This window comes from Legionella sheltonii (genome assembly GCF_026191355.1).
Lineage (GTDB): Bacteria > Pseudomonadota > Gammaproteobacteria > Legionellales > Legionellaceae > Legionella > Legionella sheltonii.
The window spans coordinates 1-18,902 of sequence record NZ_JAPHOQ010000020.1 but is presented as its reverse complement, the minus strand read 5'-3'; the positions used below and the strand labels follow the sequence as shown (position 1 = coordinate 18,902).

Sequence of the window (18,902 nt, the reverse complement as noted above, 5' to 3'; positions counted from 1 at the left end):
CTTGGAGAACTCTAATTAGATATGCACCTATTTTACGGGAGGCTTACACATGGAAGCGCTTCATAAAGCACGGCACACCAAAAAAGTAGAGGATATGCGTGTATTTTTAAGCCTCCAGGATTACTGGCTTCAAGAATCATCAAAGTTTAAATCGTTATTTCAACAAACGATGTTGGCGCATCCTGAATATGACTATGCAGTGACTCATCCAACCTCTAATCTGGGTGCCAAAATCACTGATGAGGTACGTGAATCACAAACCGTAGAGGTTATGAACCGCTTATCACAATCTCATGGTCTGTTGTTTTTCTATCGAGGAAAGAGTCCTTATGATTTAAAACAAGCTCCTATTATTGTTGATTTTTGCAAGAGATTTCGCATTCAACTGATGCCCGTTAGTGTGGATGGTGCAACTGTGCCTGAGTTGCTTAATTCTCGAATGGATCAAGGGCAAGCCAATCGATTGGGTGTTCGTTATTTTCCTGCGCTGCTTTTGGTGAATCCCGCGAATCAGCGTGTTCTACCTGTGGCTTATGGCTTAACCACCCAGGATGTCTTGATGGAACGTATGAAACAAGTGGCCAACCAATTTAAAGGAGAGGCATGATGAGGGTGCGTTTATTTTTGAGTGTATTGTTTGCTTTTATTGTCTTGGAAGCTCATGCGACAAGGTCGCAATGGCTAACTCATATGATTGCGAAGCAGGAAGGAGTAGTAACACATCAACCTGAAGAGTCGATCAATACACAACGTAAAGGATTTTTTAGTACCCATGGATTGATTTTGTTTTATGGCAGTCAATGCCCACACTGCAAGCAGTTTGCGCCGATTTTAAAGCAATGGGTAACTCGAACCAATGCAGAACTAGTGCCTCTATCGTTGGATAATCAACCCTTACCTGAATTTCCCAAATTTCTACCGGCAACTACAGAATGGATTAATGCTGCATTTGGAGGGAATGCCATTAATTATCCGGCACTTTTTGTGGTTAACCCTAAAACAAAAGCGTTATATCCAGTGGGCTTTGGCTCCATGACAGAAGCAGAGCTAAATGATCGTATGAATGCACTCATACCGAAAATTAATGCGTATGAACTCAAGGGGAGGCTGTCATGAAAAAAATCGCGCTTACTCTTTGTTTACTGGGGTTTTTACCTATAGCTCACGCTAATGTGAGTCAAGATCTCGATAGCTTTTTTAATGGCATGGGCTATGCCTCCAATGTGACCTCGCCTGCCGCCTTTGAATCGCAAGCAGCGGGGTTCTTTGGTGGCGGCTCACTCTATGCTCGCAATCAGGTTCGCCAGTACCAGTTAGTACAATTGGACTTGCCCAGTTACCGTGCCGGATGCGGGGGCATTGATTTATTCACGGGCAGCATGAGTTTTTTAAGTGAACAAAAATTAGTTGATTTAGGAAAATCGGTGATGACCAATGCGGGTGCCTATGCAGTGGATGTGATGCTCGCCTCTACGGTTCCTGAACTGAAACAGGTTCGGGATTATTTGCAGCAATTAGAACAAATGGCGAACCAGGCCAGTATTAATTCCTGTCAGCTCTCACAAAATATGGTGGGTGGAGTGTGGCCAAAAACCGCAGAAAGCCAGCAAAAAATCTGTAAAGATCAAGCGGCTATGGGGAAAGAGGGATTATTCAGTGATTATGTGAAGGCACGGATGGCTTGCTCGGGCTCCGGCTTTGATAATGTAATGAACAAAGCATCAGAAGATCCTGAGCGTAAAAAACAGGTAGTTATAAATAAAAATCTGGTGTGGTCACTGTTGCAAGCTAAATCGTTCTTAAATAGCGACAGAGAATTGGCTGAAATGGTGATGAGTTTAACAGGAACACTGATTATTGATAAAGAAGGTAAAGTGACCAATGTACCTTCGCTTGCGGGTAACGCTGATTTGGTGAATGCACTAATTGGCACCGGAGTTGGTGCTAAAACTGCAAAAATATGGCGTTGTAAGGATGCTGGCAGCAACAGTCAATGCATGCAGGTAAGTTTGCAGGATATTACCATTCCGGAAGCGTCAACACTCACTTACAAGGTGCGGGAGATTATTCGCACCATTAATACCAAATTAATTAATGACGAAAAACCAGGCAATCGCGAGCTTAATTTTTTAAGCATGACCTCACTGCCTGTCATGAAGTTTTTATCCGTATTAAACAGCATGCACTACGGCAGTAGTGCGGTAGATATTGAAGAATATTCGATGCTCATCGCCCAGGACTTGCTAACTAATTACCTCACTGAATTATTGACCGAGGTGAATGTGGCTACGGCGGGATCTGAATTAAATACTGATCTGGTCAAAGAAATTCAAAAGCGAATTAATAAAGCCACCACGCGCGTGGCTTCTATTGATCCTAAGGTAGGTCAAAAACTGCAAGAAAAGCTTACTTTAATTGAGCGCATGGCGCAAATTGAAAAGCAAGTGGCCTCTGGCATGGGGCAGGGATAACAATGAATTACTCTTTGATAGGCGTAAGATTGATTGTTAGCTCATACCCAATTGCTGATGCAAATTTGACTAAAGTCAGTAAAGAAGGAAAGCTTTTTGTGCTCTCATGGCCATTTTCAAGGCGTGAGATAGCAGGCTTCTTGGTATGTAAAAGGGTGGCCACTTCCTCTTGGGTCATGTTCTTTTTAATTCGCGCTTCTTTAAGTTGCAAAGCCAATTCAATTTGCAATTTTGTAGCCTCATACACTGCTCGTGCTTCTGAGTCAGCCAAAACATGGTCACGTAATTCATTGGTACGGCGAACAGGATTATATGTCATGATTTTTCACCTCGCTCAAACGTTTCTTTGCCAAGTCCAATTCTTTTTTTGGCGTTGCTTGGGTTTTCTTCACAAACACATGAAGAATGATAATTTTTCGTCCGGTAATTGTGCAATAAAAGCCTCGAGCTATACCCTCTTGAGCTTTTGCTCTAATTTCAAAAAGTCCTTTACCAAAGGATTTTGTAAACGGCATACCCAAATCTGGGCCATGCTCTGTCATTTTATCCATAATCGCCTCAAATTTGGCGCTAATCAATTTAGGAAGTGCTTTTGCATCTTCATACACAGACTGGTTGTAGTAGTCAATTGTCCATTTCATTGGATTATTTATATTGTTATTCCTATTTATAGGTTAATAAATTTGTTAACTTTTGTCAAAAATAAGGATGGTGACCTGTGATAGAAATTCATGTTCTAGCGGGTGGAGAATTATTCCAACACGTATTAAATGCAATTAGCACCTTTATGAAGCAGGACAGTTTTTTGGGGTTGGTACGAATTACCGCGTTAATTGGCATAGTGATGGCCACCGTTGGTTTTCTCAAAACCCGCGATCCCATGGCTTTTGCGCGCTGGTTTGTAGGTTATGTGCTTTTTGTGAATGTGGTGTTATTGCCTAAGACCTCTGTGGAGATTTACGATATTTCTTCGCAAACGCCGAAACTCGTGGATAACGTACCTGTGGTATTTGCCTTGAGTGCAAGCCTTGTGACTACGATTGGTTATGGTTTAGCACAATCTTATGATGCGCTCCTTTCCATGCCCGATGATTTGCAATACACCAAGTCTGGCGCTCTTTTTGGTTCACGTCTGATATCAGCGTCAACCTCATTTCGCATTAAGGATCCCGTACTTAAAGAGGAAATGAACGAGTATTTTCGTGTTTGTGTCGTAGGGGACATTCGGTTAAACCGAAAATACAGTGTTGGCGATTTAGCGCATTCTACAGATATTTGGAATCTTATTTCAGGGAAAGCCTCACCGCTTCGCATGATTTCTGTGAATGGCAAATTAGTGACTTGTGAAGAAGCATCCAAACTTGACGGACAATACAGTTTGCGCAAAAAGCTGGATGCTGAAATTAAAAACGCCTACAGATTTTTTGGGGTGAATTTATTTGGTAAACCAAAAAATACCACCTATGAAGCGTTATTTAGCACTCATCTTAAATCAGCTTTTGATTATTACCAGGGATTAACGGATTCTTCGAGTAATATTTTTTTACAAAGCATGATGATTAATGCCATGGGCGATGGTGTGGCGCATTATCAGGCATTTACGGATGCAACCGCAGGAATTGTGAACCAACAATTTACCAAATCCCAGGTACAACACCGTTGGAGTTGGGAAGTCTTAGGACAAAAAGCCTTATGGATTTTACCGATTACCCATACCTGCTTAACCCTTTTATTGTTTGGTGTGTTTCCTTTGATTATTGCCCTAACCACGTTACCTGGTGGAGTGAAGATTCTTTACGGCTATATGCAGTTTTTTATGTCATTGCAATTTTGGCCGGTACTCTTTGCAATACTCAATGCTGGAATGACCATTTATGGGGCTTCATCATCAGCGGAATACGGCCAATTTACAATGGTGAATCTGGATAAGATTGATGAATTGCACGCGGATATTTCAGGAGCTTGTGGTTATTTGATGATGCTTATTCCTTTCTTGTCGCATGGCCTGGTGTCTAATTTAGGTGGTGCCTTTAGTAATCTGGCAACCAGCATGATGAGCCATATGCAAGGCTCCAGTATGTCAGTAGCAGGAGAGGCTGCGAGCGGCTCCTTTGGCCTTGGCCAAACCAGTTTTTACAACACCACGGCTAATAATTTCTCAGCGAACAAACACGATTCCAACTGGACACACATGCACGGCATGCATACCGAACAATTGGGAAGTGGTGTCTTAAAAACATTGACGGGTAGTGGCGATGCTGTTTTTGATGTGAGTCCCGGCATGACTAAAAGTCATATTCATATTGCCGACTCTAAAGCATTAACAGGCTCATTGAATCAGGCGTATGAGCAATCAACGCAGGCCGCTGCAAATGAAAGTAAAGCCTATCAATCTGCTTTAAGTAATTTTGCCCATCGCGCACTTGCTCTGTCTCAATTAGCAGGGCACGATATGCGACTTGGCGATGGAATCAGTTCTTCTGATTCAGCTCAATATTCCAGCGCGCTGTCTCAAATGTCACGGATTGCCGAGGATGTAGCGCACCGCAACGGCATAAGTAAAGAAGATGCGTTTGCCGCCATGACCAGTGGTGGGCATGGTGTATCGGGTGGCGTTGACCTCCAAAAAAGTGTTGCCGGAAAAATCTTTGGCATTAAAGGAGGATTGGATGCACATCTTAACTACGAACGAAGCTCAACTAATGCTTATCGTTCGCAGGAAGGTTATGACAAGGTGGTTTCTGCCCAGGAAGCGCACGATTTTAATAAGGCAAGCCAATATGTCTCTCAATTTGCCAAAAACCATCATTTTGATGATTCTCATTCAGAAGCAGCCTCGCTATCCAATCAAATGGGCGTTGATATAAGAGAGGCTGAAAATGCGAGCCATAACTATGATGTATCAAACACTCGCGCCATGCGAATCGCAGAAGCCAAACAGTATGTGGAATCAAAATCCGAGCAAATTACCGCCGATCTCAATCAAGCGTTTCCCTCTTTTGTTGCATCGAAGGTGGGTAGTTCTCATCGCGATGCGCTGTTTTCACGCCCTGGAGATATGAATTCAATACACGAGTTAGAAGGATTAGCCAGTAGCTTTGTTAATGCCAAACGCGAGCAATTAATTGCTGAATACAGCACAAAGGAATCGCCTTCTTCTATGAATAACTTCTATCAAAATGAAGCTCAATCTTTAGACAAGAAGAGCAATAATATGGGAACCCATTATCAACAGAATAATGATGCGCTAACTGCTAGCGCCAAAACCCTTGGGGTTGGCATGGCTTCTGATAAAAAAAATAACTTGGTCAATCAGGTTCATGCCAAGGTAAATGAGACACAGAGCGCTCATCAAAATAACGTCAAGCTAAGCTCCCCAGACCATATTCTACAAACCAAAGGAACGCAAATGAGCGAATACAATAAAATAGAACCGAATTGGAAGTATGACGCCACAACTGGCGTTATCCCAGGGCATGTTGTAGATAAAGCAGCGCATAAACTGGGTGTAGATAACCTGTCTGAACGGTATTTTAACGGAGAAAAATGATGAAGGATTTTAAAAACGCCATGGCTATGGATTTGGAAAAGATAAAACATTTGGACTTAGGTATTATTCCTGCGGGTACCTATTATAAAAACCTATTTCTTGGTTGGTTCCTTTTATTCGTCCTCATTTTTATAATCCAATTGGCGGCCTGTTTTTTTGCCATGAGTATCCATTCGTGGGATTACGCACCGAATATCTATCCATACAATTCAATAAAAAGCATGGATGAATTTCATTATTCACAGGAGAGAAAAACTAGAGGCATGCTCAGAGAATCTTTTCCTAATGCCAGTGAAGAGAAACTTAATCAACTGTTTAACGAAGAAGAAATTCAGTGGAAAGAAGGGGAGGGCAATCAAAGAAGAGAATTGTTACGCGATCATAAAAATCAAGTTATTTATATGTGGTTAAGCATCTTTTTTACCTCCTTGTGTATTTCTTTATATGGAGTGCGCCTTATTAAGAACTACATTATTTTTAAATATCAAATCACTTCAAAGCTTGAAACAGGACGCTACCTTATTAAAAAAATTCACTTAAGCGCAATCCTATGTTTTGTCGTCTTTGGTGCACTCGCTTTTGTCATTTTTCCGATTTTGCCACAAGGGGCGACTTTTTTTTCAATCATACCCTGTTTTTTCGGGGCAATTATTGTGACCAGTAGTGCAATTAATATGGAGGCAAGCCGAATCGGGATGAGTGTATTGTCAAAAGCCCTTTCAAACTTCTTTCATAAAGAAAAAGAGGGTGTCTGATGAGCAAGGATCCTAATTTCAAACACTACACGCGTGGCGGCCAAATCAGTTTCCATAACCTGCGCATGTGGGATCAAATCACCAAATCATTGAGCATAATTTGTCTTTTTCTTTGGGTTGTTTTTACAGTGGTTTTTGCCTGGATTTTTATCCCTTTAGAAAAAATAACGCATGCAATAGCGTTTTATTATGCACAGTTTTTAAGTTTGGTAGGCCAAAAACATAACTTTGAACTGTCGTTTCATGGTAAAGCATACAAGCAAACAGTAGACACCATTTTGCACTATTCATATTACCAGGATAATGCAACCCATGTGGTTAATAGTCTTGGCAAATCCGCTTTTTGGGCATTTTGCCTCGCCTTTATTCTTGGCTTGGGGTTAGCCTATTATTTTATCAAACGGGGGAAAGCGCAAAGTGATAGCCAATTTGTTCGTGGCAGCCAACTTAAAAATTCCAATGCAGTAAAAAAGAAAATTCTTCGTGATAAATCAGATTCAGATATTAAGATTGATCAATTTCCCCTTATCAAAGACAGTGAAGTCCAGCATTTACTGGTACATGGAACCGTAGGCACCGGAAAAAGCCAGCTCATCATGAAAATAATGGATTGTCTTCGTAAAAGAGGAGATCGTGTGATTGTCTACGATAAGGGTTGTTCGTTTATTCCTCATTATTATCAAGACGAGTCAGATGTTATTTTAAACCCATTTGATAAGCGTTGTGCCAATTGGGATATGTGGTTAGAGGCACCTCGTGACTCTGATTTTGAAAACATGGCCGAAAGCTCAATACCCATGCATGGAGAATCGGATCCCTTTTGGGTTAATGCCTCACGAACCGTTTTTTCATGCTTAGGCTCAGTAATGCGACATCATTCTGATCGCTCACTGGATAAATTTTTGAAATTAATTTTAACCGATGAATTTTCGGCGCTAGAAGAGTATTTACAAGGAACTCCAGCAGCAACCCTGGTTAGTGGTAAAATTGAGAAAACCGCTATTTCTATACGTGCGACACTTACAACCTACTTGAAATCTTTTTCAGCATTGGCAGAACTGAATCAGGAAGGTAAGCAGCCGTTTTCTATTCGAGATTACATCCTTGATGAACAACAAAAAGGCTGGTTGTTTATTTCATCGAATGGCGAAACGCATAAATCACTCAAACCCTTAATTTCGATGTGGTTAGCCCAAGCTTCCCTTGCTCTTTTGAGTCTAACTCCTAATCGAAATAGGCGAATATGGTTTATCTGTGATGAGCTGCCCAGTCTTCACAAACTGCCCCTGCTTGGTGAAACCATTGCCGAGGTTCGCAAATTTGGCGGTTGCTTTCTTCTAGGCATGCAAAGCTTTTCACAGCTTACTAAAGTCTACGGTCAGGCAGGCGCTAAAGAAATTTTCGATTTATTAAACACGCGATTTTTCTTTCGTAGTCCAAGTAGCGATATGGCACGTCTTGTGGCATCAGAGCTCGGCGAAGAAGAAATCGAGGAGTCACGCGAAAATTACTCCTATGGCGCCAACTCGATTCGCGATGGGATTTCGCTAGGCGCACAACGAGTTACACGCCCTATTGTTTCCTATCCGCAAATTATGGAGCTTAAAGATCTACACTGCTTTGTCCGTTTACCAGGACACTATCCAATTACTCAGCTAGCACTTGATTTAGGATTTCGGACAACAAAAACTAATGGTTTTATTGAGCGCAGTATGCCTACAACCTTTAATTTCTCTCAATTAACATCATTTGATGATAATTTAGAATCTGGAACAAACGGCCATATGAGCAACGACCCTCTAATAAAGAATAAAATAAATACGACACTACAATGCATCGAGGAGATTAACCTTGAGCCTTTGTAAATTTTGCATCAGGGCGCAAGTTCCGGATCAATAGGCATACCGTTGGAATTGAAGATCCGATATGCACACTAGGCCTTGATAGTGAAAAAATTAACATTTAGAATCTCTTACGTTTGGGCACGAGTATAGGGATATAAATGAATGAATTAAATCCAAAGCTGATTTATCAGCTCGCATCAGAAGCTTTCTGGGAATATGTAGCTTTGAATAGCTTTAGTCAAGCTTACTCATTATTATCTGACAATATTATCCCTGTAGACATGTGGTCGATGAAAATCTTACAACAGAAAATGAAGGGTATTTCATCAGAAGATGTGTCCTGTAACGAGGATGTTTGTCTAGAAATATTAGATGCTGTGCACAATGAAATAATGGATCATTTTCGCGCTGAAAAAAATTTATTAGGAGTATTTTATCTCGATGAATTAGAGAACTGTATCCCGCAAGATTTTCAGGGACAGAAATATAAAGAAATCCTTCAGAAGGATTCTGATAGTAATGCTAATTATGAAATTACAGCAAATCATTCGTTGCCAAAAATTGGCTATCTATCATTACGCACGCCAATGCCTGCTGTTGTCATCACTGATAGAAATATAGAACTTAATATCATTGAAGTTAATAGTACAGAAATAGCTTTGGGGTTCCATAAAAGACTCATTTTAGAGATCCAAGAAATAATTCCAATGACAGAATCTAAATATATTTTGTCAGGAATATTTAGAATACTTACTGATGAAGAGTTTTGCGGGTTCTGGACAAAACTTATACCGAACTCTAATTGCTTGCTAGAGGGGTATACTGCTTATTACTCAGATTGTGGCGATCCTCTGAAAGTAGAGAAAACACAAAAGACAAAATCTGTTTTTCATCGATTGTTTAATTCAGTTGAAAAGAGTATTAATACTCTTTTCAAGAATCCAGATTGAAACATCCTCGCCGCAATAAAATTATGTGGCGATCCCTCAGAGTCCGGCCCTGATCTTCAATACGCCTGATCAGCTTTTAGCCGGGAATATTTTTTCTTGCTCAGCTTTCGTTAATTTGCTCCATGACCGCATTAAAGCCTCCCCTGCTGCCAACTTCACTTTGATCTCTTTAGAGGGCGCTGTTAAATGATGCAGCGTAAAACCGCTTACAAGTCCACCTAATAATGCCGCAGAAAGAAATAATCCCACACGCTTTTTCCTAGACTGGACTTGCTCAGCACGATATTCGTTCATTTCTGAACTCAACTGACACAATGAGTTGATTCCACGGTTAATAGGCTCATAAGCGATGTCCGTTACTTCCTGAGCTATGGCCTTAGCGCTTTCTTGAATCGACTGCTTTAACTCAGTTTTGACGCGCTCAATTATGGCTTGCTTGCAAGATTGTTCAAAGGACGCAAACTGCTTAAGATGCTGTTCAAATTGCTTGACCGAATGTGCCATCTGTCCCGAAGCTAAGCTAATCACCTCACGCTCTTCATTCATTTGCCCATAAAGCCCTTTGAGTAACAGTACCACCGATTTAAGGCTTGGAACCGTTTCAACTAAATCAGTATCCATAGTCTTTGCATGGGGCATGGGTATCGTGGAGGCTTCCACCACCTCATCCTCGTCTCTGTCTAACATAGATCTCCTTTTATATGTCTAATTCTTTGTCAATTGTTTTTATACGCATGAGTTGTTGTTCATTTCTTTTAATAAATTGTTCTGCCTGTTTAGAAAACTCTGGGTAGTCTTTTTTAAAGGCATTCATGACTTGAGAATCAAGAGGCAGTTTACCCATCAAACGAATTAATTCATCATTTTGCGCGGAAGTGAGCTGATTACGCGCAATCGCTTGACTAAAAGGCGCAAATAAACCCGCTAATGATTTCGCTTGGTACTCTGCGTTTGAAAGCAAACTATTGGCAATGTGAAGTGCTTCACTTGGGTTTTCCTTTGTAAACTGTCGCTCAAAGGCATCAAGTTTTTGTTGTTCTAATTGAGCATTCCTTCCCATCACTTGATTCATCAAGGATTCGAGAGAAGGTTCTACTTTTCTAAAATGCTCATTCTTTGATAGAGGAGGCAAAGGCATTGCTTCACTAATAAGCCCTCTCTGTCTGGCAAACTCACGCCCCATTTGCGTGTAATCAAGGGTCACGTCTTTTGCACGATTTCGATTAAGTGCATGAACCAGCGCTTTATCATGGACAAACACTTCACGACTTACAAAAAAATCACAACTTTTACGATGGCGAGTCATCGCCACATAAGTCGAGTGCGCATCGTAATGATTAGTTGGTAAGATATAGGATCTATCAACAGTCACGCCTTGCGCTTTATAGACGGTAGCTGCATAGCCATGTTCCATATGCTTGTAATAATTAGTATTAACCTGAACGAGTTTAGGACTCATCTTTAAATCATCACGGTCAAGTGCAACTGTTATCACACCCGATTTTGCATCGATTCCTTGAATGGTGCCCAGTGTGCCATTAATTACAGAAAGACTGTCCTCTCTTTTTAAGAAATACACGCGATCATTAACGGCAAATGCTCGCTCTCCACGCTCCATGCCAAAAACAAATTCCTCGCCTAATTCACCATCTCGGCGCATAATTCTACGCGTCATATCATTAAGCTCTGCTACATCTTTTCGAGTGTAGGCAAGAATAATTTGGGACTCAGATGGTTGTGTGATACGCACATCGTTCCACTGCTCAATTAAGAATTCTTTGGCTTCACCCGTTGTTTTGAACCGATGAATATGGTCATGGACGTCATAGGCATGCAATGCATGCTCCACCTGTCCCTGCGCTAAATGAAGCGAGGCTTCAACTTGCCACGGAGTTGTTTGACGTCTAATTTGAGTTAATTCAGCATATTGGTAATTTTCGGCAATGGATCGAAATGCAGCACCCGCTTCAATGGCTTGCAGTTGTTGCCAATCACCAACTAAAACCAATTTAGCACTTGCTTTTTCGACTTCGAAAGTCAAGCGCTCCATAGTGCGAGATCCCAGCATTCCCGCTTCATCAACCACCAAAATATCGCGTGAATTAAGCGATAACATTCCTTTATCCAAACGATAAAAAAGGCTGGCAATGGTTCTGGATTCAATGCCTGAGCTATCACTTAAATTAAGAGCAGCAATACCTGAAAGGGCAGCACCTTGCACCCGATATCCTGATTGCTCCCAAGCTTCACGAGCAGCACCTAATAAGTAGCTTTTACCAGTACCCGCATAACCTAAAAGCGATTTCATATCACCTATTGATGTCACATAATCAAGAGCAGTTTCCTGCTCTTGAGATAAGGTGCGATTGGATTTGGCATTACGTACCGCATGCTCATCAACTTGATGACCTTTTTGATGATAAAGTTTATCGGCTTGTTTCATCATTGCCGATTCAATAGCCAACATATCGTGCGTTGAAAAACGCTGTTTTCCTTCAGAATCAAGACCTAAAAAAACAAGTTCAGTAGAAGACTTAACCCGTTCAAACACCAATTTAAATTGTTCAGCATCTTCCGTATGACGGTTAATAAAACGAGCTAAATCCTGATGGGTGAATGTGGATTGATTTCTTGTTAGTGCATCCAGTGCAATTTCTGGCTTCTCAAAAATCAACTGTCCATTTTCTTTGGCAATACGTTGATGATCAGCTAAGCGAGCCATGTGTTGTTGGGCACACTTGGCTCCTATTTTATATTGAGGCTCTAAGGGAATACCTTGTTCTTTATAGCTTCGATGATCTACTCGTTGATCGATACCATGCAATGCCAAATGACGGTTTTGACAATTAGCCCATTCTTCGCGCCAATGCTCAAGTAACGCCTTATCGTTCCAAGCCCTCTCTTTTAGACCAAATCCTTCTTCATTCACTTCACGTAAAGTTAAAAGAATATGTGCATGGGGTTGATACAAACCATCATCACCTTTAGGGTTATGAAAACACACGTCAGCCACCATACCTAGTGCAACAAATTCGGTTTTAACAAACTCACGCACCAATTCAGTATTTTGCTCAATGGTTAATTCACGGGGAAGAGCAAGCTGTACTTCACGGGCAAGTTGTGCATCCTTGCGATTTTCACCCAGTTCGACCGCATTCCATAATTTAGAACGCTCACTCATCCACTGTGGTGCACTTTCTGGTAGAAATATTTCTTTATAAACAACGTCATTTTTATCAGTATAGTCATATATGGCGCCAGTACGCTCATCAATCATTTTTTCTCCAGAACGATACGCGCTTGAAGCAACAACAGAGCGTCCTTGGGAGCGAGATATGGGTTGAGCGCTAAAACGATATATTGCCATGTCCTTATACCAATAATGAAATTTTAAATGAAGGGTTTATCTACTTTGTAGTATCAGGATATCAAAGCGCACGTTGCAAAGCAACGTATAAGCGCGCACTTCACTTGCCAGTGCGGCTTTTAAGGTCGCTTCGCTCCAATGTATTTTTTTATTTTTTATATTCTCTTGAAATTCCTAATAAATCTCGTAGAATCTTATCTATGGATTAATAATAATTAAAAATACTATGAGCGAAAAACAATCGCGGCTGGATGCCCTAAAGAAAAAACAAGAGCAATTACGAGCGCAAATCCAAAAATTAGAATCTCTTGAAAAATCACGCGAACGAAAACGTGATACTCGCCGTAAAATTCTCGTTGGATCCTATTTCATTGATAAGGCTAATCAGGAAGGAACTTTGTCATCACTCTACCAACAAATAGATAAGTACATCAAAAGAAATGCCGATAGAGAATTATTTCATTTAGAACCACTGGAAGAACAACAAATAAGTTCAAAATTAGAAGAATTAGAATCACAATAAACATAAGGACTAATGATGAAATGGATTAAAGTGCTGTTTAAACCCTTTATATGGATTTATAACAATATTGATCCAATCGATGATGAATCCTCTTGTTTCAACTCATCTAAAAAAAACGATATCCGAATCAATCCGGCAACGGGTCTTCCTATGAGAGGTGCTTTTGATACCTCAGGTAATACCTTGGGCACGAGTTCATCAAGTTGGAATAATGACTACAGTCGAAGTCACTCATCAAATTCCTGCTTTAACTCATTCAACAATCGCTTTTAAATAAATTAATAATGTCTATCACGCTTTCAGACCATGACAAAGAAATAATTCGTTTAGTAGATAACCAAGTGAAACTACTGATTGAAAGAACAGCGCCCGATCATGTGATTATTTCGACCCTGATTGATTTCATACCAGACGTTCGCTGCATAGTCACAGCAACCTGTGAAAAACAACTCGATTTGTATTGCAGAGAATATCAACACTTTAATTATTTCCTACAATTAATAAACCAATCTTCTTTATAAATTGAATTTTTTTTGTACTTATTTTTGAATGGGGCGCTGCCCCATTCCACGGGATATTTAAAGACGTGATTTTTGGATATCCTAAAAAGATAAGGGCAGCCTAAGCCACCCCTCATCACGTCACGGTCATCGGCGTCCACGCCTGTTCCGTATTTTTATAATAACAAATCCATCATGTAAAAGTTACTCTTTATTCTTTATTTAGGATCGCATTATTTATGGTGGGTGCCCTTTACCCACTGGAAATAATACGAAACGGGGGCATGGGGATCTCCCCATAATCTATGGAGTGGCTACGAAAATTTCGTGATGACCTACATTAAAATTAATGTAGTCCCCGGGAGCACCTATTTGTGCTAAATACCATAGTCTCATCAATGCTAATGAGTTACTATTTGTATTCACTTTTATTTCGAGAGAAAAATTGTTCTATTTACTCATTGAGGTTCTAATGTAATGAACACGATGCTTTCTACCGCAATTAAATTAATGGCTGATCGCTTCTCTAGTGAAAAAGAGTTAAAACTACGCCTTGAGAAAGAGTTTGCACATGAACCTGAGCTAGATACTCTCATTGAAGAGACGATTAAACGATTACGAGAGTTACATTTACTTAACGATAACCGTCTCGCGGAGAGCTTAGCTCAACGATACAGTCACAAAGGCAATCGCTTCATTCAGCAGACATTGCGGCAAAAAGGGTTTTCTGATGAGGTAATCGCAATAGTTCTTCAAGAAATCGATGATGAATACAATCGAGCTCTTAATGAGGCCAAAAGAAAGCTAAATCGTGCCCCCAAGAAAAGCAATGAAGATCTGAAATCAAGTTTAGTGCGCTTCTTAAGTGGCCGTGGATTTTCTTTTGACACAATTAAATTGGTTATTGCAGCACTTAATGTAGAAGAGGCGTATTGATGTCCCAAAAAAAATTTAATGAGGGTGCTAAAAACATCCTGGACCAATTGGTTCATTGCTTGGAAAAAAAAGATATTCCGTTCAAAGAAGCTGGATGGAAAAATGGCAAGAGCGATTATGTGCTCACTGTCAAAACCCCATTCGGGACACGCTTTGCCCGATTTAACTCAGTCAGTCTTCTTGAGCAAGAGGATTTAATGACACAGGAGGTTAATACGTACTTAATTAACAGCTTGGTGAAGAAGCTGCTGGTTTTAAAAAACCAAGCACAACCGTAAGAACCTGCATTAATCCAAGAGAAAAAACTTTTAAAATCAATACATTGTATCTGATTGTTAAATTTATTAGACCTTTAATTTATAATCCTGAATGGCCCTGCTCAATTGATAACTTAAAACCAAGCCCTTTAAGTATTAAACCAAAGGTATCTAATCTAGGATTTCCTTTTTTAGATAAAATATTATATAGATTCTGACGATTTAAGTGGGTTTTACGAGAAAGCTCTGTCATCCCCCCTTGAGCAGCAGCTATATTACGCAAAGCAACAAACAAAGCTTCCGCATCGTTATCTTCTTGATACTCCTCCATAGCAACTTGCAAATATCCATAAGCTTGTGCAGGATTTTTTAATGACTCTATAAACTGAGCATGATAATCTTCAGTATTGTTTAATAACTTCTCTCTATTCATGGCTGCTACGCTCCAATAATTCCTTCCAATATTTTTTGGCGGTCTTAATATCATTCGCTTGAGTACTTTTGTCGCCACCACATAAAAGAATTACAATAACATCGCCCTCCTCCGCAAAATAAATACGAAACCCAGGGCCAAAATCTAATCGTAGTTCACAAACACCTTCGTCTAGTATTTTATAATCACCAAAATTACCTAGTTCTACTCTATCCAAACGTCTTCTGATCCGATGACAAACTACAGGATCTCTAATAGACTCAAGCCAATCTAAAAAAGGAATTTTTCCAGATTGGGTTCGATAATTTCGTAGAATACGCTTTTTATTTTCTCTCATAGTTAATTGTCGCTTATAAACGACAAAATGTCAAATTAGAGCTCTGTTTGCGGGCCGAGTGGTTTATGATTGCGAGCCGTAACAACTAGAGCATCCCCTTGTGATATGGAGACCCTCTCACTTAAAATGTAAACGGCCAAATTAAATTGCCGATATCAGCCACATTATTTTGCTTACCATTTGGTACTAAATTCCTCGATGACATGAGCGTCAGTAAAATTTAAATAAATAGCGGTTGTTTCTAATCGATCATGTCCCAAAGCTTTTTGTACGGAAGCCAATGAAATTCCTTTTTGCAATGCAAGTGTGGCAAACGTATGTCGTAAAATATGCGGAGTTACCGGTTTGGTAATTTTAGCTTTGTTAGCAATATCCTTTACGATTTTTTGTACTTGCCTAGCACCTACTGGAAAACGCTCATTAATCGCATAGTAGTGTTCCAATAAAGCACGTACTCTATGAGACATGGGAACAACGCGCTTTTTTGATTTCTTACCATAAGGCCCACCTTTCCCAGAGATGCGCAATGATTTTTGCTGCCAGAGTATATCCTGCGATGTCAGTGAGCATAATTCAGATACACGCAAACCGGTATCTATCAAAATCCAAATGATCAATTTTTCAAGCATAGTTTCACAGACCTGACATAATTGATCGGCTTCCTCAGCTCTCAAAGGTTCTCGTACAAATTGATACGGCATGAGTAATCCCCAAATAGGTTAAATTCGCTTTCCCTCTAGTTTAGCGAATTTTATTCGCTAAACGTTAGTCTTTTATAAATTAAGGGTCTACGCTGATAATACAGGTTCTTAAAGGCGTTTATGAGAAATTGTTACGCAATCATAAAATCAGCAAAAAGGATGGAGTTCGTCTTTTTAGGTGGAATGCGAACTTTCTGAATCAAATCACTACCACCCAAAGGTTTCGACAGCTTTTTTATACCATAATAACGGTTTTAATTGTTTCTCTATTTGTTAGGACCTAATAATTCATTAATTCGATTAGATATATTTTTATTCTATCAGTCACCTAATTTAAACCAATTGCATTATCAGAGTAATTGCACCTGTTTTCTAATCCTTGGCCAAGAAGACCGTGTGTCATTAAAACATTTTCTGCTTCCTCAGCAAATACCTTTTTGGCTTTATCAGACAATTCCCCTGATGCAAGTAAGGAGTCCATATGCTCAAGTAATGCCCTAAAAGCTACGTGAATATGATGCCTGTCTTTCTTATGAGGAACCTGATTGATGTTAATATATAGCTCTTCTTGAGTTACTGTTTTAATTTCAGATATTTTTACATGATGATATTGTGGTTTTTTTCCAGAAAAGTAATTGACCCTCGGCCGGGATCCTGGTAAAAAAGGGTCATGTGTAATTTTTTATCAGACAGTTGTCTGTAATTAAAGTTCATTTTGAAGAAAGGATATGCTTTTGTATAAAGTGTTTTGTAAGATTTATTACTTTTTCCGATTGCTCCTTGTGAGGCATATGTTTGCAATTTTTAATTATTGATAACTGACCCACTCCACCTGTATTTTTAGCAATAAACTCAGGAAAAGCGATCGAACCATACTCATCATCTTCACCGTGAATCGCCAACACCGGACATTTAACATGCTGTATACAGTTTTGCAGACTCCAAGAAGAAAACTCGGAGGATAACCAAATATCTGTCCATGCACGAAGTACCCATAAAGCTTTTTCTCCATGCCATTTTTCTAATTTTTGTAATTGCCCACGTGATTCAAAAAACTCTTTAGCTTTTTTTATTCCGTCTATCGTTTTGTCCTCTACAAATGCCTGTGCAGCAACAGTAATCACTCCTTTACAATATCGATCTAGTGCTGCAATACATATAGACATTGCTCCACCAACGCTATGTCCAAAAAGTATGTATTCTTGAATATTAAGCTTTTCTTTAATTATTGGAAAATACTTGGAAGCTTCCTCATGTATAAATTCTATAGAAGGTAGTTTTTCTCTTGAATCTGATTTTCCAAAACCTAACCGATCATATGCAATAACTGGTTGAGAAAGATTTTCAGATAATTCTTTTGGAAAATTTCGCCATAAGTCAACAGAGCCTAATGAGTCATGCAATAGAATAATGGGAGTTTCTTCCGTAACGGTTGCAGGAGTCCATTTTTTCACATATATTTTGCCATCAGGAATTGTAATATATAGCTCATTTGTTTCCACATTCTCTCCCTTTTATTCTTAATTATTATCCTATAAAAATACTTCAGTGTATTTTTTCACTTAACCATGAGCGCTCGTCTAACAGATGTCCTACCTATTTTTAATTGTCTAGCAATTTCCGATTTACTCATTCCTTGGCGATCTAACTCTTTAATTTTTTCAGAAAGTAAACTAGCAGTAGGTGGTCTTCCATGATTTTTCCCTTTAGTTCTTGCGTGTGCAATACCTGCTTTAACCCGTTCACGAAGGATTTCTCTTTCAAACTCAGCAAAAATTGCTAACAAACCTGCCATAGCTCTGCCTGTTGCGGTGGTTAAGTCTAAGGCTTCAGTTAATGAAATGAAACCAACACCAAGAGTGTTTAATTCATTCAGTGTGTGAAAAAGATCATTGACTGAACGACCCCAGCGATCTAACTTCCAAACAATAATTACATCGATCTGGCGTCGTTTTGCTTGGTTGATAAGTTCTTCACGTTGAGGTCGAGAATCTTTTGCACCTGATCCAATTTCAGCAACTTCTATTTCAATTTGCCAATCACGAGCTCTAGCATATTTTTTCATCGCTTCAATTTGCATATCTAAAGTATGCTGATCATGTGTTGAAACTCTGGCATAAATTCCTGCTTTCATACCTGGCCAAAAACCCCTGAAAACTCGTCCGTCTAAAACCCTTTAAATATAAGGATCGAAAGCCTTGATTTTTACATGGCCATAAACTACTGTTTTCGGCCGCCACAAAAGATACCTTAAATTCACAATGACTGCAATTCACGA

Annotated in this window: 22 protein-coding genes; 12 read left to right on the top strand and 10 right to left on the bottom strand. The window is 39.7% G+C overall.

The features are described from left to right. Positions 1 to 49 precede the first annotated feature (49 nt). The 3 genes from traF to OQJ26_RS18195 are packed head-to-tail and all read left to right on the top strand — an operon-like array spanning position 50 to position 2,471. Entirely contained in the window at positions 50 to 607 is a 558-nt protein-coding gene (traF, locus tag OQJ26_RS18205; RefSeq protein WP_265705124.1) for a type-F conjugative transfer system pilin assembly protein TraF, read from the top strand. Beyond that, positions 604 to 1,116 (top strand): type-F conjugative transfer system pilin assembly thiol-disulfide isomerase TrbB, encoded by a 513-nt coding sequence (gene trbB / locus OQJ26_RS18200; RefSeq protein WP_265705123.1) that lies wholly within the window; start codon positions 604 to 606, stop codon positions 1,114 to 1,116. The genes traF and trbB overlap by 4 nt, the downstream gene beginning before the upstream one ends. Continuing rightward, a complete protein-coding gene (locus OQJ26_RS18195; protein WP_265705122.1) occupies positions 1,113 to 2,471 on the top strand; it encodes a conjugal transfer protein TraH in 1,359 nt (452 codons plus the stop codon). Before trbB ends, OQJ26_RS18195 begins: the two co-directional genes overlap by 4 nt. A gap of 7 nt (positions 2,472 to 2,478) precedes the next feature. Here the strand turns inward: OQJ26_RS18195 and OQJ26_RS18190 are convergent, their stop codons facing one another. Together OQJ26_RS18190 and OQJ26_RS18185 are read right to left on the bottom strand one after the other, a co-directional pair. Next, positions 2,479 to 2,790: a helix-turn-helix domain-containing protein gene (locus OQJ26_RS18190; RefSeq protein WP_265705121.1), complete on the bottom strand. Its 312-nt coding sequence runs from the start codon at positions 2,788 to 2,790 to the stop codon at positions 2,479 to 2,481. Beyond that, positions 2,780 to 3,112, bottom strand: a complete 333-nt coding sequence (locus OQJ26_RS18185; protein ID WP_265705120.1) for a type II toxin-antitoxin system RelE/ParE family toxin — start codon at positions 3,110 to 3,112, stop codon at positions 2,780 to 2,782. Before OQJ26_RS18185 ends, OQJ26_RS18190 begins: the two co-directional genes overlap by 11 nt. 77 nt (positions 3,113 to 3,189) lie before the next feature. Here OQJ26_RS18185 and traG point away from each other — a divergent pair, with 77 nt between their 5' ends. From traG to OQJ26_RS18165, 4 genes are all read left to right on the top strand, one after another. After that, positions 3,190 to 6,021, top strand: coding sequence for a conjugal transfer mating-pair stabilization protein TraG (gene traG / locus OQJ26_RS18180; RefSeq protein WP_265705119.1), 2,832 nt, complete (start codon positions 3,190 to 3,192; stop codon positions 6,019 to 6,021). Further along, positions 6,018 to 6,776 (top strand): hypothetical protein, encoded by a 759-nt coding sequence (locus OQJ26_RS18175; protein ID WP_265705118.1) that lies wholly within the window; start codon positions 6,018 to 6,020, stop codon positions 6,774 to 6,776. Before traG ends, OQJ26_RS18175 begins: the two co-directional genes overlap by 4 nt. Beyond that, on the top strand, positions 6,776 to 8,641 hold the full coding sequence (traD, locus tag OQJ26_RS18170; RefSeq protein ID WP_265705117.1) for a type IV conjugative transfer system coupling protein TraD: 1,866 nt from the start codon (positions 6,776 to 6,778) through the stop codon (positions 8,639 to 8,641). Before OQJ26_RS18175 ends, traD begins: the two co-directional genes overlap by 1 nt. A 137-nt stretch (positions 8,642 to 8,778) precedes the next feature. Beyond that, a complete protein-coding gene (locus tag OQJ26_RS18165) occupies positions 8,779 to 9,570 on the top strand; it encodes a hypothetical protein (protein WP_265705116.1) in 792 nt (263 codons plus the stop codon). Positions 9,571 to 9,639: 69 nt separating this feature from the next. On the opposite strand, the gene OQJ26_RS18160 is transcribed toward OQJ26_RS18165, so the two are convergent. Further along, entirely contained in the window at positions 9,640 to 10,257 is a 618-nt protein-coding gene (locus OQJ26_RS18160; RefSeq protein ID WP_265705115.1) for a hypothetical protein, read from the bottom strand. Positions 10,258 to 10,267: 10 nt separating this feature from the next. Continuing rightward, the gene (traA, locus tag OQJ26_RS18155) at positions 10,268 to 12,937 is read right to left on the bottom strand and encodes a Ti-type conjugative transfer relaxase TraA (RefSeq protein ID WP_265705114.1); all 2,670 of its coding nucleotides are present in this window, start codon (positions 12,935 to 12,937) and stop codon (positions 10,268 to 10,270) included. Positions 12,938 to 13,163: 226 nt separating this feature from the next. On the opposite strand from traA, the gene OQJ26_RS18150 reads away from it, so the two are divergent. From OQJ26_RS18150 to OQJ26_RS18130, 5 genes are all read left to right on the top strand, one after another. Beyond that, positions 13,164 to 13,460, top strand: a complete 297-nt coding sequence (locus OQJ26_RS18150) for a mobilization protein (protein ID WP_265705113.1) — start codon at positions 13,164 to 13,166, stop codon at positions 13,458 to 13,460. A gap of 15 nt (positions 13,461 to 13,475) precedes the next feature. Continuing rightward, positions 13,476 to 13,733 (top strand): hypothetical protein, encoded by a 258-nt coding sequence (locus OQJ26_RS18145; protein WP_265705112.1) that lies wholly within the window; start codon positions 13,476 to 13,478, stop codon positions 13,731 to 13,733. Between the two features lie 11 nt (positions 13,734 to 13,744). Continuing rightward, a complete protein-coding gene (locus tag OQJ26_RS18140) occupies positions 13,745 to 13,981 on the top strand; it encodes a hypothetical protein (protein WP_080477597.1) in 237 nt (78 codons plus the stop codon). Positions 13,982 to 14,437: 456 nt separating this feature from the next. After that, positions 14,438 to 14,896 carry a regulatory protein RecX gene (locus OQJ26_RS18135; RefSeq protein WP_265705111.1) on the top strand — a complete coding sequence of 153 codons (459 nt, stop codon included), beginning with the start codon at positions 14,438 to 14,440 and terminating at the stop codon, positions 14,894 to 14,896. Beyond that, positions 14,896 to 15,174, top strand: a complete 279-nt coding sequence (locus OQJ26_RS18130) for a hypothetical protein (RefSeq protein ID WP_265705110.1) — start codon at positions 14,896 to 14,898, stop codon at positions 15,172 to 15,174. Before OQJ26_RS18135 ends, OQJ26_RS18130 begins: the two co-directional genes overlap by 1 nt. Positions 15,175 to 15,253: 79 nt before the next feature. Here the strand turns inward: OQJ26_RS18130 and OQJ26_RS18125 are convergent, their stop codons facing one another. The 6 genes from OQJ26_RS18125 to OQJ26_RS18100 form a co-directional block, all read right to left on the bottom strand. Then, on the bottom strand, positions 15,254 to 15,586 hold the full coding sequence (locus OQJ26_RS18125; RefSeq protein WP_265705109.1) for an addiction module antidote protein: 333 nt from the start codon (positions 15,584 to 15,586) through the stop codon (positions 15,254 to 15,256). Further along, positions 15,579 to 15,923 carry a type II toxin-antitoxin system RelE/ParE family toxin gene (locus OQJ26_RS18120; RefSeq protein WP_265705108.1) on the bottom strand — a complete coding sequence of 115 codons (345 nt, stop codon included), beginning with the start codon at positions 15,921 to 15,923 and terminating at the stop codon, positions 15,579 to 15,581. Before OQJ26_RS18120 ends, OQJ26_RS18125 begins: the two co-directional genes overlap by 8 nt. Before the next feature lie 173 nt (positions 15,924 to 16,096). Beyond that, positions 16,097 to 16,624 (bottom strand): tyrosine-type recombinase/integrase, encoded by a 528-nt coding sequence (locus tag OQJ26_RS18115; RefSeq protein ID WP_265705107.1) that lies wholly within the window; start codon positions 16,622 to 16,624, stop codon positions 16,097 to 16,099. A gap of 328 nt (positions 16,625 to 16,952) precedes the next feature. Continuing rightward, entirely contained in the window at positions 16,953 to 17,105 is a 153-nt protein-coding gene (locus OQJ26_RS18110; protein WP_265705106.1) for a hypothetical protein, read from the bottom strand. A 229-nt stretch (positions 17,106 to 17,334) separates the two neighbouring features. After that, on the bottom strand, positions 17,335 to 18,126 hold the full coding sequence (locus OQJ26_RS18105; protein ID WP_265705105.1) for an alpha/beta fold hydrolase: 792 nt from the start codon (positions 18,124 to 18,126) through the stop codon (positions 17,335 to 17,337). 56 nt (positions 18,127 to 18,182) lie between these two features. Beyond that, positions 18,183 to 18,758 carry a recombinase family protein gene (locus OQJ26_RS18100; RefSeq protein WP_058522411.1) on the bottom strand — a complete coding sequence of 192 codons (576 nt, stop codon included), beginning with the start codon at positions 18,756 to 18,758 and terminating at the stop codon, positions 18,183 to 18,185. Between the last annotated feature and the right edge of the window lie 144 nt (positions 18,759 to 18,902).